General features: G+C 63.8%; 22 protein-coding genes. 18 read left to right on the forward strand and 4 right to left on the reverse strand.

All coding sequences use genetic code 11. From position 1 onward, the window contains the following. Positions 1-69 precede the first annotated feature (69 nt). Entirely contained in the window at positions 70-774 is a 705-nt protein-coding gene (locus HNP71_RS12645) for an FCD domain-containing protein (RefSeq protein WP_221246894.1), read from the reverse strand. Positions 775-1086: 312 nt separating this feature from the next. On the opposite strand from HNP71_RS12645, the gene HNP71_RS12650 reads away from it, so the two are divergent. The 10 genes from HNP71_RS12650 to HNP71_RS12695 are packed head-to-tail and all read left to right on the forward strand — an operon-like array spanning position 1087 to position 8917. Beyond that, the gene (locus HNP71_RS12650; protein WP_183267308.1) at positions 1087-1425 is read left to right on the forward strand and encodes a 2Fe-2S iron-sulfur cluster-binding protein; all 339 of its coding nucleotides are present in this window, start codon (positions 1087-1089) and stop codon (positions 1423-1425) included. 13 nt (positions 1426-1438) lie between these two features. Beyond that, the gene (locus tag HNP71_RS12655; protein ID WP_183267309.1) at positions 1439-2359 is read left to right on the forward strand and encodes a catechol 2,3-dioxygenase; all 921 of its coding nucleotides are present in this window, start codon (positions 1439-1441) and stop codon (positions 2357-2359) included. A gap of 19 nt (positions 2360-2378) precedes the next feature. Further along, positions 2379-2807: a GlcG/HbpS family heme-binding protein gene (locus tag HNP71_RS12660; protein WP_183267310.1), complete on the forward strand. Its 429-nt coding sequence runs from the start codon at positions 2379-2381 to the stop codon at positions 2805-2807. A gap of 34 nt (positions 2808-2841) precedes the next feature. Next, positions 2842-4350 (forward strand): 2-hydroxymuconic semialdehyde dehydrogenase, encoded by a 1509-nt coding sequence (locus HNP71_RS12665; protein ID WP_183267311.1) that lies wholly within the window; start codon positions 2842-2844, stop codon positions 4348-4350. Positions 4351-4359: 9 nt separating this feature from the next. Further along, the gene (locus HNP71_RS12670; protein ID WP_183267312.1) at positions 4360-5151 is read left to right on the forward strand and encodes a 2-keto-4-pentenoate hydratase; all 792 of its coding nucleotides are present in this window, start codon (positions 4360-4362) and stop codon (positions 5149-5151) included. A 4-nt stretch (positions 5152-5155) separates the two neighbouring features. Beyond that, a complete protein-coding gene (locus tag HNP71_RS12675; protein WP_183267313.1) occupies positions 5156-6097 on the forward strand; it encodes an acetaldehyde dehydrogenase (acetylating) in 942 nt (313 codons plus the stop codon). Then, complete coding sequence (dmpG, locus tag HNP71_RS12680; protein WP_183267314.1) at positions 6098-7132, forward strand: 4-hydroxy-2-oxovalerate aldolase; 1035 nt, start codon at positions 6098-6100, stop codon at positions 7130-7132. Next, positions 7129-7902, forward strand: a complete 774-nt coding sequence (locus HNP71_RS12685) for a 2-keto-4-pentenoate hydratase (protein WP_183267315.1) — start codon at positions 7129-7131, stop codon at positions 7900-7902. The genes dmpG and HNP71_RS12685 overlap by 4 nt, the downstream gene beginning before the upstream one ends. Positions 7903-7904: 2 nt before the next feature. Continuing rightward, positions 7905-8105 carry a 2-hydroxymuconate tautomerase gene (locus HNP71_RS12690; protein WP_183267316.1) on the forward strand — a complete coding sequence of 67 codons (201 nt, stop codon included), beginning with the start codon at positions 7905-7907 and terminating at the stop codon, positions 8103-8105. Further along, a complete protein-coding gene (locus HNP71_RS12695; protein ID WP_183267317.1) occupies positions 8102-8917 on the forward strand; it encodes an alpha/beta fold hydrolase in 816 nt (271 codons plus the stop codon). The genes HNP71_RS12690 and HNP71_RS12695 overlap by 4 nt, the downstream gene beginning before the upstream one ends. Here HNP71_RS12695 and HNP71_RS12700 read toward each other — a convergent pair. Then, positions 8883-9518 carry a TetR/AcrR family transcriptional regulator gene (locus tag HNP71_RS12700; protein WP_183267318.1) on the reverse strand — a complete coding sequence of 212 codons (636 nt, stop codon included), beginning with the start codon at positions 9516-9518 and terminating at the stop codon, positions 8883-8885. The two genes, HNP71_RS12695 and HNP71_RS12700, sit on opposite strands and share 35 nt — an antisense overlap. A 144-nt stretch (positions 9519-9662) precedes the next feature. On the opposite strand from HNP71_RS12700, the gene HNP71_RS12705 reads away from it, so the two are divergent. Both HNP71_RS12705 and HNP71_RS12710 read left to right on the forward strand, forming a co-directional pair. Further along, positions 9663-11420, forward strand: coding sequence for an acyl-CoA dehydrogenase C-terminal domain-containing protein (locus tag HNP71_RS12705; protein ID WP_183267319.1), 1758 nt, complete (start codon positions 9663-9665; stop codon positions 11418-11420). 91 nt (positions 11421-11511) lie between these two features. Then, entirely contained in the window at positions 11512-13140 is a 1629-nt protein-coding gene (locus HNP71_RS12710; protein WP_183267320.1) for an AMP-binding protein, read from the forward strand. A 58-nt stretch (positions 13141-13198) separates the two neighbouring features. Here HNP71_RS12710 and HNP71_RS12715 read toward each other — a convergent pair whose 3' ends face one another. Both HNP71_RS12715 and HNP71_RS12720 read right to left on the reverse strand, forming a co-directional pair. Further along, complete coding sequence (locus tag HNP71_RS12715) at positions 13199-15637, reverse strand: GcvT family protein (RefSeq protein WP_183267321.1); 2439 nt, start codon at positions 15635-15637, stop codon at positions 13199-13201. Positions 15638-15720: 83 nt separating this feature from the next. Continuing rightward, on the reverse strand, positions 15721-17118 hold the full coding sequence (locus HNP71_RS12720; RefSeq protein ID WP_183267322.1) for an L-serine ammonia-lyase: 1398 nt from the start codon (positions 17116-17118) through the stop codon (positions 15721-15723). Positions 17119-17373: 255 nt separating this feature from the next. Here HNP71_RS12720 and HNP71_RS12725 point away from each other — a divergent pair, with 255 nt between their 5' ends. From HNP71_RS12725 to HNP71_RS12750, 6 genes are all read left to right on the forward strand, one after another. After that, positions 17374-18114, forward strand: coding sequence for a response regulator transcription factor (locus tag HNP71_RS12725; protein WP_183267323.1), 741 nt, complete (start codon positions 17374-17376; stop codon positions 18112-18114). Positions 18115-18502: 388 nt separating this feature from the next. Next, positions 18503-19759 carry a type III PLP-dependent enzyme gene (locus HNP71_RS12730; protein WP_183267324.1) on the forward strand — a complete coding sequence of 419 codons (1257 nt, stop codon included), beginning with the start codon at positions 18503-18505 and terminating at the stop codon, positions 19757-19759. Between the two features lie 95 nt (positions 19760-19854). Further along, positions 19855-21279, forward strand: a complete 1425-nt coding sequence (locus tag HNP71_RS12735; protein ID WP_183267325.1) for a homospermidine synthase — start codon at positions 19855-19857, stop codon at positions 21277-21279. 136 nt (positions 21280-21415) lie between these two features. After that, positions 21416-21787 (forward strand): hypothetical protein, encoded by a 372-nt coding sequence (locus HNP71_RS12740; protein WP_183267326.1) that lies wholly within the window; start codon positions 21416-21418, stop codon positions 21785-21787. Positions 21788-21878: 91 nt separating this feature from the next. Then, positions 21879-22808 (forward strand): 2-hydroxyacid dehydrogenase, encoded by a 930-nt coding sequence (locus tag HNP71_RS12745; RefSeq protein WP_183267327.1) that lies wholly within the window; start codon positions 21879-21881, stop codon positions 22806-22808. Between the two features lie 77 nt (positions 22809-22885). Continuing rightward, positions 22886-23281 (forward strand): baeRF12 domain-containing protein, encoded by a 396-nt coding sequence (locus tag HNP71_RS12750; protein WP_183267328.1) that lies wholly within the window; start codon positions 22886-22888, stop codon positions 23279-23281. The last annotated feature ends 12 nt before the right edge of the window (positions 23282-23293 follow it).

Here is a 23293-nt window from a genome sequence, read left to right on the forward strand (position 1 = left end):
AATTTCTAGGGAAGTTTTTTTCGGTGGTCAATAATAATTTCGAGATTTCAAGAAACCCCGGCCAACCCCCTATCCCGCCAACACTTTTGCCATGATCGCCAGCGTCCGCTCGATATGCTCGCCCGCCACTTTGCAGGCTAGATCCGCATCGCGCGCCAGAGCGGCCTCGAAAATGGCCTTGTGCTCACCATGCACATCGCGCGAGACCACCCGATTGACGAGCGAGATGCGGCGGTAGCGCTCCGATTGCTGGAACAGGATGCCATACAGGTGGTTGAGCCAGCGCGAGGGACAGGCGCTGATCAGCGCCTGGTGGAACTCGCGGTTGCGCTCCTCGAACTCATCCTGCTGATATTCCGGGCCTTGAGCCAGCTTCGCCTCGATCTTGGAGAGGCGGTGATACGCGGCGACCACCCGGCCTTCCCAGGCGTCGTCCCCCGCCAAGATCGATTCGCGCAGAGCCTCCTTCTCCACGAAGATGCGCGTGCGGGTCAGGTCTGCCAGATCCTCCAGCGAGACCGGGGCAACACGGAAACCCTTCTGCTCCTCCGAGGTCACCAGCGCCTCACCCACCAGCCTTGTCAACGCCTCGCGCAGCGTGCTTGCGCCAAAGCCGTAGCGCTTACGCAGCATCTCGAAGCGCAGCTTGGTCTCGGGCGCCAGGGAGCCGGTGAGGATCTCATGGCGGATCGTATCATGCGCCGCTTCCACCAGGCTGCGGGCCGAGGCCACCCTCGGGCCATGGGCCAGTGCCGATGCCATATTGGTATCCATGCTTGCTGTAACTCCAGACCTCTGCCGGTCGGCTGTTCGTGTAACCAGTCCAATAAAAATACGGTTTTCGTAAAGTAAAATGCAAGTTCATTAAAAAATCCACAGCCTTCGCATCTGCAGCAATTTTTGTTTTTCGCGAGTTTCTCGAAAATCTCGAAATTATTATTGACACTTCCCTCCCGATCTCCGATAACCGCCCTCAACATTAAGACAGCGGCGCAAGCGAGCGCCGCCGGAAAACAAGTGACAGGATGAAATGTTCAGAAACCAGCCTTTCTGCACGGAACCTTGCCATACCGGCGGCGGCGCCTGATGCCAGCTCCGTACAAGATCACCGTTGAAAACGCCGGCGAGGCGACCTGCTACGAGAATGAGCGCGTCTTGGTGGCGCTCGAGCGTGCGCAGGGCTTCGGCCGGCTGAAGAACCTGCCGCGCAAGCTCCCCGTGGGCTGCCGGCGCGGTGGCTGCGGCGTTTGCCGCGCGCGTGTGCTCTCCGGGAATTACAGGACCGACCCGATGAGCCGGGCGCATGTGTCCGAGGCGGATGAGGCTGTGGGGCTGGTTCTGTCCTGCGCCATTTACGCCCTCGGCGATCTTTCATTGCGGCTTGAGGCGCCCCAGCCGCACAAACAAACGCCTAATATAACCTAGGAGAAAACAAGAAATGGCTCTCACCGGAGTTTTACGCCCAGGCTTCGTGCAGGTCCGCGTGCTCGACATGCAGGCGGCGATCGACCACTACACCAAGCGCATCGGCCTGCACGAGGTAATGACCGGCGAGGATGGCCGCGTTTACCTCAAGAGCGGCGATGAATTCGACCATCACTCCGTCATTCTGCGCAAGGCTGACCACGCCGGATCCGACCTGATGTCCTTCAAGGTCGCCTCCGAGGCCGATCTCGACAGCTTCGAGAAGCGCATTGTGGCCTATGGCTACCCGGTCGACCACGTTCCCGCCGGAGAGCAGCCCGGTATTGGCCGGCGTATCGGCTTCACCACCGCCTCCGGTCACCGCTTTGAGCTTTACGCGCATGCCGAGTTCTCCGAGCCGAAGCCGCTCATCCACAACCCGGATGTGTGGAGCGTGGAGCCGCATGGCATGGGCGCGCGGCGCTTCGACCACGCCCTCTTCTACGGCCCGAATGTGGACGAGAACCTCGACTTCTTCGAGAAGGTCCTCGACTTCCGTTGCGCCGAGCGCCTGGACACGCCGGACGGCCTGCTCGCCATCTGGCTCTCCTGCGGCATGAAAGCGCATGACGTCGCCTTCGTGAAGCATCCCGAGCCGAGCAAGACGCACCACGTCTCCTTCGAGCTGGAAAGCTGGGCGGATGTCGGCCATGCGGCGGATATCATCACCTGCTATGACATCTCCCGCGATGTCGGCCCAACTCGCCACGGCATCACCCGTGGCCAGACGATCTATTTCTTCGACCCCTCCGGCAACCGCAACGAGGTGTTCGCCGGCGGTTACACCTACTACCCCGACAGCCCGACCCGCACCTGGGACCACACCGAGATCGGCAAGGCTATCTTCTATTACGAGCGGCAGCTGAACGAAGCGTTCCTGTCCGTCGTTACCTAACCTACAGCAAAGGCAGACCATGAGTATTTCCCGGACCATCACCAGCATCACCACCGAAGCCGCGCTCACCGCGGTGCAGGCGGCGCAACATGCAGCCAAGGCGCGCGGTGTTGCCGTCGTGGCGGCGGTGGTGGACCCCGGGGGACACCTCGTGGCCTGCCTGCGCGCCGACGGCGCCTTCGTCGCCTCCATCGACATCGCGCGCGACAAAGCCTGGACCGCCGCCATCTTCGGCGCCAGCACGGACGGCCTCGCCACAGCCCTGAACCACAGCCAAGTATTGCTGGACGGCATCGCCTCCCGCGAGCATGTGGTTCTGTTCGGCGGCGGGATGCCCATCATTCAAAACGGCACGGTCATTGGCGGCATCGGCGTTTCCGGTGGCTCCGAGGACGATGACCGCGTTGCCGCCGCCGCCGGGCTCAAAGCCATCGGCCTCGCGGCCTGATCCCCTCCCCTCACCAGCTCACGAGGACGATACCATGAACGCTCTTTCGCAACCGCGCCGCCCGCTGGCCGAGTCCAGCGCCCGCCGCGACGCCGCGCATTTCATCAATGGCGAATTCACCCAGGGCACGACGGGCAAGTTCTACGACAATTTCTGCCCCGTTGACGGCTCGCGCATCGGCTCCGTGCCCGAAGGCGGCAAGGCCGAGATCGACGCCGCGGTGAAGGCCGCGCGCGCGGCCATGGAAGGCCCGTGGGGCCAGATGACCCTGAACGAGCGCGCGGCGCTGCTCAACAAGGTTGCCGCCGAGATCAACCGCCGCTTCGACGAATTCCTGGAAGCCGAGTGCCTGGATACCGGCAAGCCGATGTCCCTGGCCTCGCATATCGACATTCCGCGCGGTGCCGCCAACTTCACCATGTTCATCGACGTGGCGAAGACCGTCTCCTCCGAGTGCTTCCCGATGGACACGCCCGACGGCAAAGGCGCGCTGAACTACGGCCTGCGCCGCCCGCGCGGCGTCATCGCCGTCATCTCGCCCTGGAACCTGCCGCTGCTGCTGATGACCTGGAAGGTCGGCCCGGCGCTGGCACTTGGCAACACCGTCGTCGTCAAGCCCTCCGAGGCCACCCCCCTCACCGCCACGCTGCTCGGCGAGGTGATGAACACCTGCGGCGTGCCCAAGGGCGTGTATAACGTGGTGCATGGCTTCGGCGGCAATTCGGCTGGCGAGTTCCTCACCCAGCACCCCGGCGTGAACGGCATCACCTTCACCGGCTCCACCCGCTCGGGCGAGATGCTGATGCGCGAAGCCGCGCGCGGCGTGCGTCCGGTCTCGCTGGAACTGGGCGGCAAGAACCCTGGTATCGTCTTCGCTGATGCCGACATGGACAAGGCCATCGAGGGCACCATGCGCTCCGCCTTCGCCAATTGCGGCCAGGTCTGCCTGGGCACCGAGCGCGTTTATGTCCAGCGTCCGATCTTCGATGAGTTCGTCGCCCGCCTGAAGGCCGGCGCCGAGGGGCTGAAGCTCGGCCGCCCGGAAGACCCCACCACCGGCATCGGGCCGCTGGTGAGCGATACCCACCGCAAGAAGGTGCTTTCCTACTACGCCAAGGCGGTTGAGCAGGGTGCCACGGTTGTCACCGGTGGCGGCATCCCCGACATGCCGGGCGACCTCGCCGGCGGTGCCTGGATCCAGCCGACCATCTGGACCGGCGCGGCTGACGATGCTGCCATCGTGACCGAGGAAATCTTTGGGCCATGCTGCCATATCCGCCCCTTCGACACCGAGGAGGAGGTCATCAAGCTCGCCAACGGCACGCCTTATGGCTTGGCCGCGGCGGTGTGGACGGAGAACCTCTCCCGCGCCCATCGCGTCGCCTCCAAGCTGGAAGTCGGCATCTGCTGGGTGAACTCCTGGTTCCTGCGCGATCTGCGCACGGCCTTCGGCGGCGCCAAAGCCTCCGGCATCGGGCGCGAGGGCGGTGTCCACTCGCTCGAATTCTATACCGAAATGACCAATGTCTGCGTCAAACTGTAAGGCGGTTTCATGAGTTCTCAAGAGTCGATCCGGCAGGCTGCTGACCTGCTGTTTGAAGCGGCACGGAGCGGCAAGCCCGCCGCCCCGATCCGCACGCTGCTGGCGGAAGGCGATGTCGAAGCCGCGTATGCGGTGCAGGCTATCAACACGCAGCGTGCGGTGGATGCCGGGCGGCGTCTGGTCGGGCGCAAGATTGGCCTGACCTCGCTCGCGGTGCAGAAGCAGCTCGGCGTCGGCCAGCCCGATTATGGCATGCTGTTCGCCGACATGGCGCGCGGCGATGCCGAGGAAGTGGCACTCTCCGACGTGCTGCAGCCGAAGGTCGAAGCCGAAATCGCCTTCGTGCTGGGGCGCGACCTTACCGAGCCGCAGCTCACCGCGGCGGACCTGTTCCGTGCTATCGAGTACGCTGTCCCCGCCATCGAGATCGTCGGTTCGCGCGTCGCCAATTGGGACATCCGCATTACCGACACCATCGCCGACAATGCCTCCTCCGGCCTGTACGTGCTCGGCTCCCGCCCGGTCACGCTGAAGGATTTCGATCCGCGCCTGTGCGGCATGGTGATGGAAAAATCCGGTGAACCCGTCTCGGTCGGCGCCGGTGCGGCCTGCCTCGGCTCGCCGCTCAACGCCGCGCTGTGGCTGGCCAAGGTGATGGCCAAGCTCGGCCGTCCGCTGTTGGCGGGCGACACCATCCTCTCCGGTGCGCTCGGCCCCATGGTGGGCGTGCAACCGGGCGACGTGTTCGATGTGCGCATCGAAGGTCTCGGCGCCGTGCGCGCCGCTTTCGCGAAGGAGTAACAGAATGGCCAAAGTTAAAGCCGCCATCATCGGTTCCGGCAATATCGGCACCGACCTGATGATCAAGATCATGCGCACCTCCAAGAACCTGGAGATGGGCGCCATGGTCGGTATCGATCCGAATTCCGACGGTCTCGCCCGCGCCGCGCGCCTGGGCGTGCCGGTGACGCATGAGGGCATCGAGGGCCTGCGCAAGCTGCCCAACTACAAAGATATCAAGGTGGTGTTCGACGCCACCTCGGCCGGCGCGCACATCAAGAACAACGCGATCCTGCAAGCCGACGGCAAGAAGGTTATCGACCTGACCCCCGCCGCCGTTGGTCCGTTCACCATCCCGGCCATCAATGGCGACGCCAATATCGACGCCCCGAACGTGAATATGGTCACCTGCGGCGGCCAGGCCACCATCCCGATGGTCTATGCCGTGAAGCGTGCCGTTGACCGCGTGGTTTATGGCGAGATCGTCGCCTCGATCTCCTCGAAGTCGGCAGGTCCCGGCACCCGCGCGAATATCGACGAGTTCACCGAGACCACCTCGCACGCCATCGAGAAGCTCGGCGGCGCGGAGCGCGGTAAGGCCATCATCATCCTCAACCCGGCCGAACCGCCGCTGATCATGCGCGACACCGTGTTCGTGCTCAGCCAGGGCGGCTCGCGCGAGGCGATCGAGGCCTCGGTGGCCGAGATGGAGAAGGCCGTGCAATCCTACGTGCCTGGTTATCGCCTGAAGCAGAAGGTGCAGTTCGAGAATATCGGCGATAACGCGCCCGTGCGCATCCCCGGTATCGGCTTCACCTCCGGCCTCAAGACCACCATCCTGCTCGAGGTCGAAGGCGCGGCGCACTACCTGCCCGCCTATGCCGGCAATCTCGACATCATGACATCCGCCGCGCTCGTCACCGCCGATCATTGGGCGGCGCGCGAACTTATCAAGGAGGCTGCGTAAATGGCCCGCCCCAACCCGAACAAGATCTATGTGCAGGACGTCACGCTGCGTGACGGCATGCACTCCATCCGCCACCAGTATTCGCTGGACACCGTCACCGCCATCGCCCGCGCGCTGGACGCGGCGAAGGTCGATGCCATCGAGATCAGCCATGGCGACGGCATCACCGGCTCCACCTTCAACTACGGCTTCGGCGCGCATGACGATGCCGAGTGGATCGCCGCTGTCGCCAGCGTGTGCAAGCACGCGGTGCCCACCATCCTGCTGCTGCCCGGCATCGCCACCGTGCACGACCTGAAAATCGCCAAGGATGCAGGCGCGCGCTCGGTGCGTATCGCCACGCATTGCACCGAGGCCGATGTCTCCCGCCAGCACATCGAAGCCGCGCGCAAGCTCGGCATGGACACGGTGGGCTTCCTGATGATGGCGCACATGGCGCCCGTCGAGAAACTCGTTGAGCAGGCCAGGCTGATGGAGAGCTACGGCGCGGAATGCGTGTACGTGACCGACAGCGCCGGCGCGCTGCTGCCCGAGCAATATGCCGAGCGCGTCACCGCCGTGCGCGCGGCGCTGAAGCCGGAGACCGAGATTGGCGTGCATACCCACCATAACCTGACGCTGGGCGTGGCTAACGCCGTGGCGGGCCTCAAGGCCGGCGCCGTGCGCGTCGATGCCTCGCTCGCCGGCATGGGTGCCGGTGCGGGCAACGCGCCGCTGGAGGCGCTGATCGCGGTGCTGGACCGTTACGGCATCGAGAGCGGCTGCGACCTCTACACGCTGATGGATGCCGCCGACGACCTCGTGCGCCCGCTGCAGGACCGCCCTGTGCGCGTGGACCGCGAGAGCCTCTCGCTCGGCTACGCCGGGGTGTACTCCTCCTTCCTGCGTCATGCCGAGAACGCCTCCAAGACCTATGGCGTCGATACCCGTGAAATCCTCACCGAACTCGGCAAGCGCCGCATGGTCGGCGGGCAGGAGGACATGATCATCGACGTCGCCCTCGACATCCTCAAGCAGCGTGGTGAAATGGCATGAGCGCCAATCTTTCCGTTCTGGCCGCAACGCTCGACGAAGCCGCCCGCACCGCCACCGAGGCGACGCAGCTGATCGAGACACATCCCGACCTGACCATCGAGGACGCCTACGCGATCCAGCTGCTCAACGTGCAGCGGCGCTGGGCGCGCGGTGAGCGCCGGGTGGGCTACAAGATGGGCCTGACCTCGCGCGCCAAGATGCAGCAGGTCGGCGTGTCCGAGGTCATCTGGGGCCGCCTGACCGACGCCATGCGCCTGGAGGAGGGCGGCACGCTCTCGCTCGGCCGCTATGTGCATGCGCGCGTCGAGCCCGAGATCGCCTACATCATCGGCAAGCCCCTCTCCGGCGAAGTGTCCGCCGCCGAGGCGCTGGCCGCGGTGGAAGCCGTCGCCCCGGCGATGGAGATCATCGACAGCCGCTACAAGAACTTCAAGTTCTCGCTGCCGGACGTGATCGCCGACAACTCCTCCTCCTCCGGCTTCTATGTCGGCGCGTGGTCGAAACCGGATACCGATGTCTCCAATCTCGGCATCGTCATGGAAGTAAATGGCCGCGCCGTGCAGGTTGGCAGCAGCGCCGCCATTCTCGGCAATCCGGTGCGCTCGCTGGTCTCCGCCGCCCGTCTGGTCGGCCGCGCGGGCGAGAGCCTGATGCCGGGCGATATCGTGCTCGCCGGGGGCGCCACCGCCGCGCATTCGCTCAGCGTTGGCGAGCATATCCGCACCGTGTTCCAAACGCTCGGTGCGGTGTCCTTCACGGTGGGAGCGTAACCATGCCGATCGTCGAAATCACCCTGATTGAGGGCCGCAGCTTCGAGCTGAAGGAAAAGCTGGTGAAGGAGGTCACGCAAGCCGTCGTCTCCTCCATCGGTGCCCCCAAGGAGGCCGTCCGCGTCATCCTCCGCGAAGTCCCGCCATGGCACTTCGCCGCAGGGGGCGAGGTTAAAGGCCGCCCGCCAGAAGCGACGGAATGAACCCCGAAATCGGCAAATCGATCGCCGCCGGCGAAATCCTCACCAACTACCACGACGTTGGTGAGGGTTTCCCGGCGGTTTTGATTCACGGCTCCGGCCCCGGCGTCTCCGCCTGGGCAAATTGGCGCCTGAATATCAGCCCGCTCGCCCAAAGCCGCCGCGTTATCGCGCCGGACATGGTGGGCTTCGGCTTCACCGAGCGCCCTGCGGGCGCCGTGTACGGCAAAACGCTCTGGCTCAAGCATCTTTCTGATTTTCTGGATGCGCTGAAGCTGGAACAAATCGACCTTGTCGGCAATTCCTTCGGCGGCGGGCTGGCTTTGGCCTTTGCGCTCAAATACCCGCAACGCGTGCGCCGCCTGGTGCTCATGGGCAGCGTCGGTGTCAGCTTTCCCATCACGCCGGGGCTGGATGCCGTCTGGGGCTACCAGCCCTCCTTCGAGACGATGCGGACATTGCTGGATATCTTCGCCTATGACCGCAACCTAGTGAACGACGAGCTGGCCGAGCTGCGCTACCGCGCTTCAATCCGCCCGGGGTTTCAGGAGAGCTTCTCCGCCATGTTCCCTGCCCCGCGCCAGGCAGGCGTGGACGCCCTCGCCTCATCGGAAGCGGACATCGCGCAACTATCGCATGAGACGCTGATCATCCATGGCCGCGAGGACAAGGTCATCCCGCCCGAAGCCAGCCAGCGCCTGTTTGCGCTCATCCCCCGCGCCGAGCTGCACATGTTCGGCCGCTGCGGGCATTGGACGCAGATCGAACACACAGACCGCTTCAACAACCTTGTGGATTCATTCCTGACGGCTTGAAGATCTTCATCACCTCCCGCCCAATCTGGGCGGGGGTGTACTTGCCCGGCCTGTACCAGTTGCACAGGCTGTTCAGCTGGGTGAGGAGGCAGATGCGGTAGATCTTCCGGTCTATCCCATCATCCAGTGGCACATCCCGCACCAGCCGGTCGAACAACGCCTCGAAATTATCGCGCGTCTCGATAAGCTGCGCCTGCAACTCCGGCGGCAGTTGGTGAAAATCGTTCATCAGCGGCATGGTTATAGAGGCCGGATCGAGTTGCAACTCCGCCAGCGTCACGCTCGCCCGCTCCAGCCGCTCCCATGGCGAGGCCAAATCCGCAATCGCTGCCTCGATCTTATCCGCCGCGTTCTGCAGCGCGATATTGTGGATCTTCACGAACAACGATTCCTTGGACTTGATGTGGTGGTACAGCGACCCACCCAGCAGCCCAACGCGCTCGCCAATGTCGCGGATCGAGGCGCCATGATATCCTCGCTCAGCGAACAAAGCGGCTGCGGCGTTCAGAATATCCAGCGTGCGCCCGCTCACCTCGTCCGTGGCTACCACCTGCCTGTGCGCGTTCCCCCGGCGCCCCGTTTTGTCAGGTTCTCTTGTCATCGTCATTCCATTCTTAATTCACCGCGCAGCCACGCGCCAGAAGCCCCTAGCTTGACTGTAACGACCGTTTGATACATACGCAGACTGGACCGCGGCCGAAAGATGCGCGGCGCTGAAAAACCAGTTCAAGAATGAGGTTCCGCCGTGGATTACACCCCGCCGCTCGACGATCTTCGTTTCCTCCTCACCCAGGCGATCGACACCAGCGAACTCTCCACCCTCTTCGCCGAACAGGGCTTCGATAACGATCTTGCCCTAACCCTGCTCGAAGAAGCCGGGAAGTTCTGCGCCGAAGTCATCGCCCCCCTCAACCTCCCCGGCGACGCCACCGGCTGCCGCCTGGAAGACGGCAAGGTCATCACCGTCCCGGGCTTCGCCCAGGCTTACGCCACCTATGCCGAGGGCGGCTGGTGCGGTCTTTCCGCTGAGCCGGAATATGGCGGCCAGGGCCTGCCCCGCACGCTGCAATTCCTGGTCGATGAAATGCTCTCGGGCGCCAATCTCTCCTTCGGCCTGTTCCCCGGCCTCACGCGCGGCGCGGTGGAAGCCATCGTCGCCCACGCCTCGGATGAGCTGAAGAACACCTACCTGCCGAAGATGATCTCCGGCGAATGGACCGGCGCCATGGCGCTCACCGAGTCCAACGCGGGCACCGATCTCGGCCTGCTACGCTCCAAGGCCGTGCCGAATGGCGATGGCAGCTACGCCATTACCGGCACCAAGATCTTCATCTCCTCCGGCGACCATGATTTCGGCGGCAACGTCATCCATCTGGTCCTGGCCCGCCTGCCGGACGCGCCCGAGGGCGTGAAGGGTATCTCCCTGTTCCTCGCCCCCAAGTTCCTCGTGAACGCGGATGGCAGCCTGGGTGCCCGCAACAGCTTCTCGGTGGGCTCGCTGGAGCACAAGATGGGCATCCACGCCCAGCCGACCTGCGTGATGAACTACGACAACGCCACCGGCTGGCTCGTCGGCGAGCCGGGCCGCGGCCTGAACGCCATGTTCACCATGATGAACGCCGAGCGCCTGTTCGTCGGCCTGCAAGGCCTGGGCATCGCCCACGCCGCCTATGGCAAGGCCGTGGCCTACGCCAAGGACCGCCTGCAAGGCCGCGCCCCCGGCGATTCCCGCGCGCCCGCGCCGATCATCGGCCACCCGGATGTGCGCCGCATGCTGCTCACCATCCGCGCCTTCACCGAGGCCGGGCGTGCCCTGGCGGTGTGGACCGCCATCCGCATGGATGTCGCCCACCATCACACAGATGCCGCCGAGCGCGCCAAGGCCGATGCCCTGGTCTCCCTGCTCACCCCGGTCATCAAGGCCGCCTTCACCGATTTCGGCTTCGAATCCACGGTGATGGCGCAACAGGTCTTCGGCGGGCATGGCTATGTGCATGAATGGGGCATGGAGCAGTTCGTGCGCGATGCCCGCATCGCGCAGATCTACGAAGGCACCAACGGCGTGCAGGCGCACGACCTCGTGGGCCGCAAGCTGGGTCTGTCCAATGGCAAGCTGGCGCATGAGTTCTTCGACCTCATGGCCGCCGAGCTGGCCGAGGCCCGCGCCGTGGGCGGCATCGACGACATCACCGCCCCGGTGGAAGCCGCCCTCGCCCGCCTGCGCGACGTGACCACCCGCGTGCAGGCCCGCAATGTGGACATCGCCGAAACCGGCGCCGCCGCCTGCGACTATCTGCGCATGTTCGCCCTGGTCAGCTTCGGCTGGATGTGGGCGCGCATGGCCGCCACCGCCACAAAAGGCGGTGACACCAAGCTGCACGAGGCCAAGCTTGCCGTGGCGCGCGTCTTCACCGGCCGCCTGCTGCCGCAGACGGCAGCGCTGGAAGCCGCCATCGACAACGGCGCGGCCCCGCTGCTGCAACTCGCCGCCGATCTGTTCTAAGCTAAGCCGGATGGCCGTCTTGACCAGCGTCAAGGCGGCCATTCCAAAAACACCGAAAAGCAACAAACCGATATGGGATGAGGACCTGAGAATGAGCGAGCTGCTGCACTCGATTTTCGAAACCGATCTGGACAAGAACCCGGCGAATTATGTGCCGCTCTCACCGCTCAGCTTCCTGCGCCGGGCGGAGCGTGTCTTCCCCACCAAGACCGCCGTCACCCATCACGACCGCAGCTATAACTACGCCGAGTTTGCCGCGCGCGTGCGCAAATTCGCCACCGCCATCAAATCCGCGGGCGTAAAGCCCGGCGAGTGCGTGGCCGTGCTGGCCCCCAACGGCCCGGTGGCGCTGGAAGCGCATTACGCCGCTCCCCTGGCCGGCACTGTGCTGTGCATGATCAACACACTACTCGACGCCGCAGCCATCGCCTTCATCCTTGAGCATTCCGAGGCCAAACTCTTCCTGGTGGACCGCGAATGGGCCCCAAAAGCGCGCGCCGCGCTGGAGCAGATCGGCCACACCATCCCGGTGGTGGAGATTGCCGACGAAGCCGCCCCCGCCGGACTGACGCTGGACGCTCCCGAATACGAAGACTGGATCGCCCCGCACGCCCCCGCCGACTGGGCGCTGCCTGACGATGAATGGCGTGCCATCGCCGTCAACTACACCTCCGGCACCACGGGCAACCCCAAGGGCGTGGTGTATTCGCATCGCGGCGCGTATCTCGGCGCGGTGGGCATCGCGCTCACCATGGGGCTGACGCGCAACAGCAAATATCTGTGGACATTGCCGATGTTCCACTGCTCCGGCTGGACCCTCACCTGGGCCGTCACCGCCGTGGGCGGCACGCATGTCTGCCTGCGCAAGGTAGAAGCCGCCGCGATCTTCAACCACATCGCGCGCCACGATGTAACGCATATGTGCGGCGCGCCAATCGTGCTGGGCATGCTCATCAACGCCCCCGCCGAGCAGCGCAAGCCCCTGCCCCACCGTGTGCTGGTGGCCACCGCCGGAGCCGCCCCGCCGAGCGCCATCATCGAGGGCACGGAGCGCCTGGGCTTCCGCGTGCATCACGTCTACGGCCTCACCGAGGTCTACTGCCCCTCCGCCAATTGCGAGATCCAGCCGAGCTGGCCGGCGCTGGATGTCACCCAGCGCGCCAAGCTGATGTCCCGCCAGGGCGTGCCGGGCGCGACGCAAGAGGATCTCACCATCCTCGACCCCACCGGCCAGCCTGTGCCGATGGACGGGCAGACGCTGGGCGAACTCGCCTTCCGCGGCAACGTGGTGATGAAAGGCTATCTGAAGAACCCCAAGGCCACGGCTGAGTCATTCAAGAATGGCTGGTTCCTCACCGGCGATCTCGGCGTGCTGCACCCGGATGGCTATGTCGAGATCAAGGACCGCTCGAAGGACATCATCATCTCCGGCGGCGAGAACATCTCCTCGCTCGAGGTGGAGGATGTGCTCTACCGCCACCCGGCGGTGCGCGAGGCAGCGGTGGTCGCCGCCCCAGACGAGAAATGGGGCGAAGTGCCACTGGCCGTGATCACGCTGAAGGACGGCATGGAAGCCACCGAGGCGGACCTGACAGCCTTCTGCCGCGAGCGTCTGGCGGGATTCAAGATCCCCAAGAAGTACATCTTCGGCGATCTGCCCAAGACCTCCACGGGCAAGATCCAGAAGCACCTGCTGCGCAAGCTCGCACAGCCGAACTAACGGAAGTTTTTTAGGGGCAGCCTTTTTAAAGGCTGCCCCTAAAACTTTCAGAACTACTCTATGCCTTTATGCGCTCCATCTTCGCGTCATGCAGGGGCGCCAGATGCACGTTGGCATGCACGCGCTCGCCCGCGACTTCCAGTTCGTAGGTGCCCGAAAGCACGAAGTCCTCGTCCACCCCCGCCGGGTTGCGCACATAGCCAAGTCCGATCGGCAGACCCAGCGTATGACCGAACCCTCCAGAGGCCAACCAGCCCACGCGCTCGCCATTGCGGTAGATGGTCTCGCGGCCAAGCAGGATCACCGATGGATCGTCCACGGTAAACGTGGCGAGCAGCTTCTTCACGCCGTTCCGCTTCTGCGCCTCCAACGCCTCGCGGCCCAGGAAGGGCATCGTCTTCCTGAACTTCACCGCCCAGCCAAGTCCGGCCTCAAGCGGCGTATAATCCGGCCCGATATCCCCGCCCCAGGCGCGATAACCCTTCTCCAGCCGCAGCGTCTCGATGGCCCGGTACCCCACATTGGCAATGCCGAACTCCTGCCCGACCGCCATTAGCGCCTCGTACAAAGCCGCGCCAAACTCCACCGGCACATGCAGCTCCCAGCCCAGCTCGCCCACATAGGTCACGCGCAGCGCCAGCACCGGCGCGCCCGCCACGCTGAGCTTGCGGCACTGGCCGAAGGGGAAGCCCGCGTTGGAGACATCGTCGCTGGTCAGCTTCTCCAGCACCATGCGCGCTTTCGGCCCCATCAGGCTGAACACGGCGTTGGCGGAGGTCACATCCACCAGATGCGCGTCCTTTCCCTCGGGGATGTTGCGGCGGATCCAATCGGCGTCATGCGTGGCGAAGCCCGTGCCGGTGACGATGTAGAACTCCGTCTCGCTCAGCCGCGCCACGGTGAGGTCCGCCTCGATGCCACCGCGCTTGTTCAGCATCTGCGTATAGGTCAGGCTGCCCGGCTTCTTCGCCACGTCATTGGCGCAAATCCAGGAGAGCGCCGCCTCGGCATCTCGCCCCACCAGCATGAACTTGGCGAAGGAGGTCTGGTCGATCAGCCCCACCGCCTCGCGGATGGCCTTATGCTCGCGCGCCACGGCAGTGAACCAGCTGGGACGCTTATAGGTGTACTGGTCCTCGGCGACCTCGCCGGCAGCGGCGAACCAGTTCGGGCGCTCCCAGCCCAGCTTCTCGCCGAACACCGCCCCTTGTGCCTTCAGCGTGGCGTAAAGCGGCGAGCGGCGCAGCGGGCGCCCAGTGGTGAATTCCTCGGACGGATAAGCAATGGTATAATGCCGCGCATAGGCCTGCAGCGTACGCTCGCGCACCCATTCCACATCCTGGTGGTTGCGCCCAAAGCGGCGAATATCCACCGGCCACAGATCATAAGGCGGCTCTCCGCCCGCGATCCATTCCGCCAGCACCTTGCCCGCCCCGCCGCCCGAGGCGATGCCGAACGCATTGAACCCCGCGCCGACGAAGAACCCGCGCAGCTCCGGCGCCTCGCCCAGGATGAAATTGCCATCCGGCGTGAAACTCTCCGGCCCGTTGATGAGCTGCTTAACCCCGGCTGTCTGCAATGCGGGCACGCGGCCCATCGCCAGCTCCATGATCGGGGTGAAATGGTCGAAATTCGAGTCGAGAAGCTGGAACTCGAAATTCTTCGGAAAGCCCTTCCGCGCCCAGGGGATCGGGTTCGGCTCATACCCGCCCATCACCAGCCCGCCGACTTCCTCCTTGTAGTAGGTCAGCCGGTCCGGGTCGCGCAAGGTGGGCAGGTCGGAGCTCACGCCCTCGATCCGCTCGGTCACCATATACTGGTGCTCCACCGAAACCAGCGGCACATTCACCCCCGCAAGCTGTCCCAGCTCCCGCGCCCATTGCCCGGCGCAGTTCACCGCCACTTCGCAGGCGATGCGCCCTTTATCGGTAAGCACCGCCACCACGCGCCCCTTCTCAATCTCGAAGCCCGTGACTTCCACGTTCTCGAAAATCTTCGCCCCGGCCATGCGTGCCCCCCTGGCCAGGGACTGCGTGATGTCACTGGGATTGGCCTGCCCGTCGGTGGGGAGATAAGCGGCACCGATCACATCATGCACATCCATCAGCGGCCACAGCTTCCGCGCCTCGGCGGGGGTGAGCAGATGCATTTCCAGCCCGAAGGACCGCGCCGTGGTGGCTTGGCGCTTTACCTCGATCCAGCGTTCCTCGTTACAGGCCAGACGCAGCCCGCCATTCATCTTCCAGCCGGTAGCCAGCCCGGTCTCTGCCTCCAGCGAGCGGTAAACTTTCACCGATTCGCCCAAGAGCTGGGTGATATTGGCGCTGGTGCGCAACTGCCCAACGAGCCCAGCGGCGTGCCATGTGCTGCCCGAGGTCAGCCTGTGCCGCTCCAACAGCACCACCTCCCAGCCCAGCTTGGCCAGATGATAGGCCGTGGAACAGCCGATAATGCCGCCACCGACGATGACCGCGCGCGCCTGTGTAGGAAAGCTCATGCCCTAATCCTTCGCCCTGGAATACCCAAATATCCGCACGCCAACCGGCGCCGTGACAACATAAAGCCACATAAAACCACAAATCAGCAAATCGTCACATTGGCGGCTAGCCCGCCCAGGCTGGTTTCCTTGTACTTGCTCTGCATATCGAATCCCGTCTGGCGCATGGTCTCGATCACCGCATCCAGCGATACGATATGCGTGCCATCGCCTTGCAAGGCGAGCGACGCGGCGGTGATGGCCTTAATCGCGCCAAAGGCGTTGCGCTCGATGCACGGCACCTGCACCAGCCCACCGATAGGGTCGCAGGTCATGCCAAGATGGTGTTCCATGGCGATCTCTGCCGCATTCTCCACCTGCGCATTGCTACCGCCCAACGCCGCGCACAGCCCCGCCGCGGCCATGGCCGAAGCCGAGCCAACCTCCCCCTGGCACCCCACCTCGGCACCCGAGATAGAGGCATTGCGCTTGATAAGCCCGCCAACGGCGGCGGCGGTCAGGAAGAATGTCCGCACCCCCGCCTCGTCGGCGGTATCACAGAAATCCCGGTAGTAGCGCAGCACGGCGGGTATCACCCCGGCGGCGCCATTGGTGGGGGCCGTCACCACGCGCCCGCCAGCGGCATTCTCCTCGTTCACCGCCATGGCGAAGGCACAGACGTAATCTAGATGCGTATGCGGAATGAACTCGTTGCGCTGCGCCCTGCCCTGCAACCCGGCATAAATATGCCGGGCCCGGCGCTTCACATGCAGCCCGCCCGAAAGCTCGCCCTGCTGGGTCAGGCCGCGCTCGATACAGGCAAACATCGCCTCCGCAACCCTACCTATATAGCCAAGAACTTCTTCATTTTGGTGGCGCGCGCCCTCATTCGCCAGCGCCAGTTCCGCAATGCTTAATCCAGCCACCTGCGCCGCGTGCAGCAGCTGCGCGGCGGTGCCGTACGGATACGGCACCGAAATCTCCGCCGCTGGTTCGCTTTCCTCGCCATCACGCACCACAAAGCCGCCACCAATGGAAAACCAAAGCTGGGACAATACCTCCCGCCCAGCGGTATCGAAGGCGGTAAAGCGCATGGCATTGGTATGGCGCTTGAACTGCATCTGCCGGTCGAAGCTCACATCCCGCACCGGATCGAAGCCGATCTCCCGCCCATCCGGCAGACGCAACACATGCGCCGTGCCGATGCCGTGAAACAGCTTATCCGCCTCATCGGGAAGAATTTCATCCGGCCTGCAACCGGCCAGCCCCAGGACCATCGCCTTGTCGGTGGCGTGTCCCTTTCCCGTCCAGGCCAGCGAGCCATAGGCCGTAGCGGTCAGCCTGGCGATCTCCCCCTCCCGCCCGGCCAAGGCGCGCAGAAAGGCGTTGGCGGCGCGCATCGGGCCGACAGTATGCGACGAGGACGGGCCAATGCCGATCCTGAACAGATCCAGCAGGGAGATCGACGAGGCAGAAGCGGTGTGGCGGATTTCAGGCTGCATAGACACTCCTTCACCGCTGTTTTTTGCGCGGCGGGCTTTGCGGCCAGGTTATTGCAAAACCAAAAGCCACGCCACCATCCCGCAGATCATGCCAATTTAAGAGGCATAATGTGGTTTTCACCCTTCACACATAAAAATGTGTCGGTTTTCATTTCTATAATCTTAATATTTACACTCTATACGGGAACATTAAACAAATTTATTGACGAGTTCTTGCTATGGTTGTATTTTCGCCTCAATCCTGCGGAGGCGAGTATGAAAATCCTTTCTTTTGAGACCGCGTCGAATAAAAAAGATCTTTTAACGGCTTTCTTGCGTTCGCGCCTGGCCATCGTCGATGAGACGAATGACGGCGAGGAAGCCCTCGATCTGGTGAAGTTCTACGATTACGACGCCATCCTGCTGCGCCTGTCCGAGGAACGGCTGGGCGACCTCGAAATTATCCGCAAGCTGCGCATGGCCCGCGTCCGTGCGCCGATCGTGGCCGTGGCCCGCACCATGAACGAGGCCGCCCGGCTGCGCGTACTCCAGGCCGGGGCCGACGACCTGATCGTGGACGCCCTGTCCCACGAGGAGATTTTCATGAAGGTGCAGAACCTGATCCGCCGCTCGCGCGGGTTCCAGGAGAACGCGCTGCGCATCGGCTCCGTCGAGATCAACATGAACGCGAAAAAAATCTACGCGAAGGGCCGCCCCGTCACGCTGACGAAGAAGGAATACCAGATCGCCGAGATCCTCGCTTTGCGCAAAGGCGTGGTGCTGAGCAAGGAGGCGATCCTCGATCATCTCTATGGCGGGCTGGACGAACCGAACCCGAAAATCATCGACGTGTTCATCTGCAAGATCCGCAAGAAGCTGCAGGCGCTGGGCGTGGATGATTTCATCGAGACCAATTGGGGCCGCGGTTACATGGTCATCGACCACCGCCAGGACGCCAACACGGCCGAGACTTTACAGCGCAATTATGCCGCCACAGAAGCCCGCGCCATCGCGTAGCACCAGAGTTAACGTTTAGTCGTTTTTGCTATGCGTAAATAGCATAACAAAACAACGTCCATTTGCCGTAGTCCGCACTCCGCTTTGTCCCCTACGGGGGAGAGCATAGATGCATCGCACGTGCCGCGAACCCGGTCATGGCCGGGTACAGCAACGACGAGACGCATCCTGGTAGGTCGAGCCAGTCCGCAAGGGCTGGGATCAATTGGGAGACGCTTGATGTTGCTACCCAGATTACTGGAGCGGAACATAACGATGCGAAGTCCGCGCATCACCGCCTGATCCACGTCGCCGCGCCCTTGTAGCGCGTGCCGTGACTGCTTTTGTTTATTCTGAACAATCGGCCGGGACCATTGCGCCCGGTGGCGTCTTGCGAGGATTTCTCACGATGAGCCTGATTCAAAACCGCCCGCCTGTCGGACCGCTGCACCGTCACATCTCCCTGCGCCCGGAAGTCCAAGCGCTGCCGGATGTCGCCAGCCTGGTGCAAACCCTGCGCCCGGAAGAGCCGCTGCACTGCATCCGCCCCGCGGTCATCACCGCCGCCGCCCAGGCCTTCACCGCCTCTTTCAATGGCGACGTGCTGTACGCCGTGAAATGCAACCCGGAACCCGCCGTGCTGCGCGCGCTGTGGGAAGGCGGCATCCGTCGTTTCGACTGCGCCTCCATCTCCGAAGTCTCGCTGGTGCGCCGCCTCTTCCCCGGTGCCGACATCCATTTCATGCACCCGGTGAAGTCCCGCGCCGCCATCCGCGAGGCCTGGATCATCAACGGCGTGCGTGATTTCGTGCTCGATTCCGCCGATGAGCTGCGCAAGATTCTGGAAGAGACCAACACGCCGGAAGCCGCGCGCATCGAAGCCCGTCCTGGCCTGTTCGTGCGCCTCGCTCTGCCCGAGACCGGTGCGGCCATCAATCTCTCCAAGAAGTTCGGCGCGGATGCCGCCACCGCCGTGGAGCTGCTGCGCGCCGCCCGTCCGCATGCGGGCAAGCTCGGCGTCGCCTTCCATGTCGGCTCGCAATGCACCGACCCTCTGGCTTGGCGTGACGCCATGGCCCTGGCTGGCGAAGTGATCCGCGCCGCTGGCGTGCGCATCGAGGTCATCGATGTCGGCGGCGGCTTCCCGGCCGCCTACCCGGACATCGACCCGCCGCCGCTCGGCGCCTTCATGGCCGAGATCGACGCCGCTTTCGACGAGCTGAACCTCCCCGGCGTGAAGCTCTGGGCCGAGCCCGGCCGCGCGCTGGTCGCGGGCGGCAGCTCCGTGGTGGTGAAGGTGCAGCTGCGCAAGGGCAACATGCTCTACATAAACGATGGCGTTTACGGCGCCCTCGCCGATGCCGGCGCGCTGAAATTCCGCTTCCCCACCAAGCTGCTGCGGAGCCGCCCCAGCCCAGGCGCGCCAGACGCCGCCTTCGGCTTCTTCGGCCCCAGCTGCGACTCGCTGGACGTGATGCACGGCCCCTTCATCCTGCCCGACGACATTTCCGAGGGCGACTGGATCGAGATCGGCCAGCTCGGCGCTTATGGCACCTGCCTGCGCACCGGCTTCAACGGGTTCGACCGTGCGGCCCTGGTCGAGGTCCGTGATCCGGCGATGCTGGAAACCGCAGGCTACGCGCCGCAAGACGACATCGAAGCCTGACATAGAAGCTTCAAACTCGCGCCCGGGACCTTCGGCTACAAACCAGGGTTCCGGGATGAATTCGCTTTCCCGTCTTACCAGGAGTCCCCCCGACGATGCCCCATGACATCGCGACCGCGCATGTGCGTTTTTCCGGCCGCCTGCTGATCCTCGGCTTCGGCAGCATCGGTCAGGGCGTGCTACCCTTGCTGCTGCGCCATATCGACATGCCGAAGGAGAACGTCTCCATCCTCACCGCCGATACGCGCGGCAACAAGGTGGCGGGCGAACTTGGCGTGCCGGAGGAAATCCTGCCCCTCACCCCGGAGAACTACCGCGAGGTGCTCACCGCCCGCCTTTCCGCCGGGGATTTCCTGCTCAACCTCTCGGTCGAGGTCTCCTCCGTGGCGCTGATCCAGCTCTGCCGCGAACTCGGCGTGCTGTATCTGGATACCTGCGTCGAGCCTTGGGCTGGCGGCTATACCGACCTCTCCCTCTCGCCCTCACAGCGTTCCAACTACGCCTTGCGCGAGAGCGCGCTTGCCCTGCAGACGGACGCCACCGCGCCGACCGCCGTCGTCGCGCATGGCGCCAATCCGGGGCTGGTCTCGCATTTCGTGAAGCAGGCGCTGCTGAACCTCGCCGCCGATACCGGCCACACCATCACTGCCCCGCCGGCGGACCGCGCGGGCTGGGGCAAGCTTGCCCAGAACCTGGGCGTGAAGGTCATCCATATCGCCGAACGCGACACCCAGGTGGCGAACATCCCCAAGCAGCGCGGCGAGTTCGTCAACACTTGGTCCATCGACGGCTTCGTCGGCGAAGGCTGCCAGCCCGCCGAACTGGGCTGGGGCACGCATGAGAAATCCCTGCCGCCCGACGGCATGAAGCACGAATTCGGCTGCGACGCGGCGATCTACCTCAACCGCCCCGGCGCCTCCACCCGCGTGCGCACCTGGACCCCGCTGGAAGGCCCGTTTCACGGCTTTCTCATCACGCATAACGAGGCCATCTCGATCGCCGATTACTTCACCCTGACCGAGAACGGCGCCGCCACCTACCGCCCGACCGTGCATTACGCCTACCACCCCTGCGACGACGCCGTGCTCTCCGTGCACGAACTCGCCGGCAAGAACTGGGAGATGCAGGAGCGCCAGCGCCTGATGGAGGATGAGATCACCTCCGGCATCGACGAGCTGGGTGTACTGCTCATGGGCCACGCCAAGGGCGCGTATTGGTACGGCTCGCAGCTTTCCATCGAGCAGGCCCGCGCGCTGGCTCCGTATAACAACGCCACCTCCTTGCAGGTGACGGCCGCCGTACTGGCCGGTGTGATCTGGGCGATGGAAAACCCGCGCCGTGGCGTCGTCGAGGCCGATGGCATCGACCATGCCCGCATCTTGGAGATCACCACCCCCTATCTCGGCACCATGACGGGTGCGTATTCCGAGTGGACGCCCTTGCTCAAGCGCGGCGAACTCTTCGCCGAGGATGTGGACGCCGATTGCCCCTGGCAGTTCAAGAACTTCCGGGTGGTCTGAGTGAAGTCGTGGGGGCTTTTTGAAAAAGCCCCCACATCCGCGAAAACTTTTGGAACTATATACTTGGCCAAGCGGGCCGCTTTCTCGCGAAAGAAGCTATTTTACGATAAACGAAATTGCCATCTGACTGGAGAACATGGTGATCGGCTTCATTTCGCTTGAATTGGCTGTTTTACCGGCAATCTTTGATGAAACACCGGAGTTTGTTGAGCGGCTTCAGCGACAATTTTCTAAAGCGGTGGTTTTAGAACGGCAGAATACTGGCTTGGGCTTCCTGACAACCATATCCGTTTCTGACGATTTAGACGCAATTCAAGGTCCGCATGCACTCGGCTATGCCACATATGCGCAAATTGAGGGGTTGAAACATGGTTTTGGTTTTGCGCTTCTACTGAAGAAAGGCTTGCTTTACCAACTCGACAGTTATTCACTTAGCGGAGAAAACACCCACGGACTGGATATCTCTGAAGTAAAGTTTCGGCTTACCGAAGCTCCGCCAGGCAATTAGCGCAGCAAAAGTCGAACTACATAACAAAGTATATAGCTGCCAGAACTTTTGGAACTTTGACAGCGCCGCTAAGACCCTGTCCTCTGCCGCCATGCTGCTGATTACACGAGACCTGCCCCCCGACGTGATGGCCCGCGCCCGGCGCGAGCACCAAACCCGCGAGTTGCATCTGCAAGCCGCGCTCTCCCCGCAGACGCTGCTGGAGAATCTCTCCGGCGTCAGCGCCATCCTCTGCACCACCAGAGACACTTTCGACGCCGCGCTCATCGCCGCCCTGCCCTCCAGCATCCGCGTCATCGCCACCTCCAGCGTCGGGGTCGAGCATATCGATCTTGAAGCTGCCGCCGCGCGGGGCATCGAGATCCGCAACACCCCGGGCGTGCTGACCGCCGCCACCGCCGAGTTGACCCTGCTGCTCATGCTGATGGCCGCGCGCCGCGCTGGCGAGGGCGAGCGCCTGCTGCGCGCCGGCAACTGGACCGGCTTCTCCCCCACCTTCCTGCTGGGGCGGGATGTCTCGGGCAAGGCGCTGGGCATTTTCGGCATGGGGCGTATCGGCCGCGCCTTCGCCCACATGGCCCGCGCGCTGGATATGACAATACATTACCATAACCGCACCCGCCTGAGCCCGGAGCTGGAAGACGGCGCGATCTACCATGCCGATGACGAGAGTTTCCTCTCCGCCATCGACTTCCTCTCCATCAACGCCCCCGGCGGCGAGGCCACGCGGCACTGGCTGAACGCCGAGCGCATCGCGCGCCTCAAGCCCGGTGCCATCGTGGTGAATACCGGGCGCGGCAGCTCGGTGGATGACGAGGCGCTGATCGCGGCTCTGCAAAGCGGGCATGTCGCGGCGACGGGGCTGGATGTCTTCAACAACGAGCCCGCCCTGCACCCCGGCTACCTCGCCTTGGAAAATGCCGTGCTGCTGCCTCATATCGGCTCGGCCACGGTGGAAACGCGCAACGCCATGGGCTTCCTCGCACTCGATGGCATCAACGAGGTGCTGAACGGCGTTTGACGAGGATCAATGAGCTGCTCCCCCGGCGGGCGCAGAGTTTCCTTGAGTTAACGAAGACGAAAAGGAAGCCTATACACATGTCGATCCACCTCAAGGTTCTGTTCGCCCTTGCCAACGGGGAGCATGCCCGCTTCGTGCGGCCGACAGAAGATGACAACACCCTGCACTCGTCGAGCCGCGTGAACCCGGCCGAGGGCCACGAAGGTGCTGCCAACCACCCGCACGCGCAGGACAGAGAAAAATTTGCCGCCTGGGTTGCCGAACAGCTCAACCATGATGTTTCCACCTACGACGAGCTAGTGCTGGTGGCCCCGGCGCATACGCTGACCACCATCCGCGAGCACCTGAGCAAACAGGCCGCCGCCAAGATGGCCGGCACGGTGGAGAAGGATCTGGTCAAGATCTCCGACCATGATCTCTGGCCGCATGTGCGCGAATGGGTGCGCCCGGTGCATCGCCAGAAAGTGATGTAAGCCAAATGCTTC

It is taken from the genome of Acidocella aromatica (genome assembly GCF_014201825.1).
In the GTDB taxonomy this organism is placed as follows: Bacteria; Pseudomonadota; Alphaproteobacteria; order Acetobacterales; family Acetobacteraceae; genus Acidocella; species Acidocella aromatica.

Excerpts from the sequence above, each read along its gene's own strand:
- HNP71_RS12695 (WP_183267317.1), top strand. The coding sequence starts at position 8,102 with ATGAACCCCGAAATCGGCAAATCGATCGCCGCCGGCGAAATCCTCACC.
- HNP71_RS12710 (WP_183267320.1), top strand. The coding sequence starts at position 11,512 with ATGAGCGAGCTGCTGCACTCGATTTTCGAAACCGATCTGGACAAGAAC.
- HNP71_RS12660 (WP_183267310.1), top strand. The coding sequence starts at position 2,379 with ATGAGTATTTCCCGGACCATCACCAGCATCACCACCGAAGCCGCGCTC.
- dmpG (WP_183267314.1), top strand. The coding sequence starts at position 6,098 with ATGGCCCGCCCCAACCCGAACAAGATCTATGTGCAGGACGTCACGCTG.
- HNP71_RS12750 (WP_183267328.1), top strand. The coding sequence starts at position 22,886 with ATGTCGATCCACCTCAAGGTTCTGTTCGCCCTTGCCAACGGGGAGCAT.
- HNP71_RS12720 (WP_183267322.1), bottom strand. The coding sequence starts at position 17,118 with ATGCAGCCTGAAATCCGCCACACCGCTTCTGCCTCGTCGATCTCCCTG.
- HNP71_RS12655 (WP_183267309.1), top strand. The coding sequence starts at position 1,439 with ATGGCTCTCACCGGAGTTTTACGCCCAGGCTTCGTGCAGGTCCGCGTG.
- HNP71_RS12745 (WP_183267327.1), top strand. The coding sequence starts at position 21,879 with ATGCTGCTGATTACACGAGACCTGCCCCCCGACGTGATGGCCCGCGCC.
- HNP71_RS12675 (WP_183267313.1), top strand. The coding sequence starts at position 5,156 with ATGGCCAAAGTTAAAGCCGCCATCATCGGTTCCGGCAATATCGGCACC.
- HNP71_RS12730 (WP_183267324.1), top strand. The coding sequence starts at position 18,503 with ATGAGCCTGATTCAAAACCGCCCGCCTGTCGGACCGCTGCACCGTCAC.
- HNP71_RS12690 (WP_183267316.1), top strand. The coding sequence starts at position 7,905 with ATGCCGATCGTCGAAATCACCCTGATTGAGGGCCGCAGCTTCGAGCTG.
- HNP71_RS12665 (WP_183267311.1), top strand. The coding sequence starts at position 2,842 with ATGAACGCTCTTTCGCAACCGCGCCGCCCGCTGGCCGAGTCCAGCGCC.
- HNP71_RS12725 (WP_183267323.1), top strand. The coding sequence starts at position 17,374 with ATGAAAATCCTTTCTTTTGAGACCGCGTCGAATAAAAAAGATCTTTTA.
- HNP71_RS12700 (WP_183267318.1), bottom strand. The coding sequence starts at position 9,518 with ATGACAAGAGAACCTGACAAAACGGGGCGCCGGGGGAACGCGCACAGG.
- HNP71_RS12650 (WP_183267308.1), top strand. The coding sequence starts at position 1,087 with ATGCCAGCTCCGTACAAGATCACCGTTGAAAACGCCGGCGAGGCGACC.
- HNP71_RS12715 (WP_183267321.1), bottom strand. The coding sequence starts at position 15,637 with ATGAGCTTTCCTACACAGGCGCGCGCGGTCATCGTCGGTGGCGGCATT.
- HNP71_RS12740 (WP_183267326.1), top strand. The coding sequence starts at position 21,416 with ATGGTGATCGGCTTCATTTCGCTTGAATTGGCTGTTTTACCGGCAATC.
- HNP71_RS12670 (WP_183267312.1), top strand. The coding sequence starts at position 4,360 with ATGAGTTCTCAAGAGTCGATCCGGCAGGCTGCTGACCTGCTGTTTGAA.
- HNP71_RS12735 (WP_183267325.1), top strand. The coding sequence starts at position 19,855 with ATGCCCCATGACATCGCGACCGCGCATGTGCGTTTTTCCGGCCGCCTG.
- HNP71_RS12645 (WP_221246894.1), bottom strand. The coding sequence starts at position 774 with ATGGATACCAATATGGCATCGGCACTGGCCCATGGCCCGAGGGTGGCC.
- HNP71_RS12685 (WP_183267315.1), top strand. The coding sequence starts at position 7,129 with ATGAGCGCCAATCTTTCCGTTCTGGCCGCAACGCTCGACGAAGCCGCC.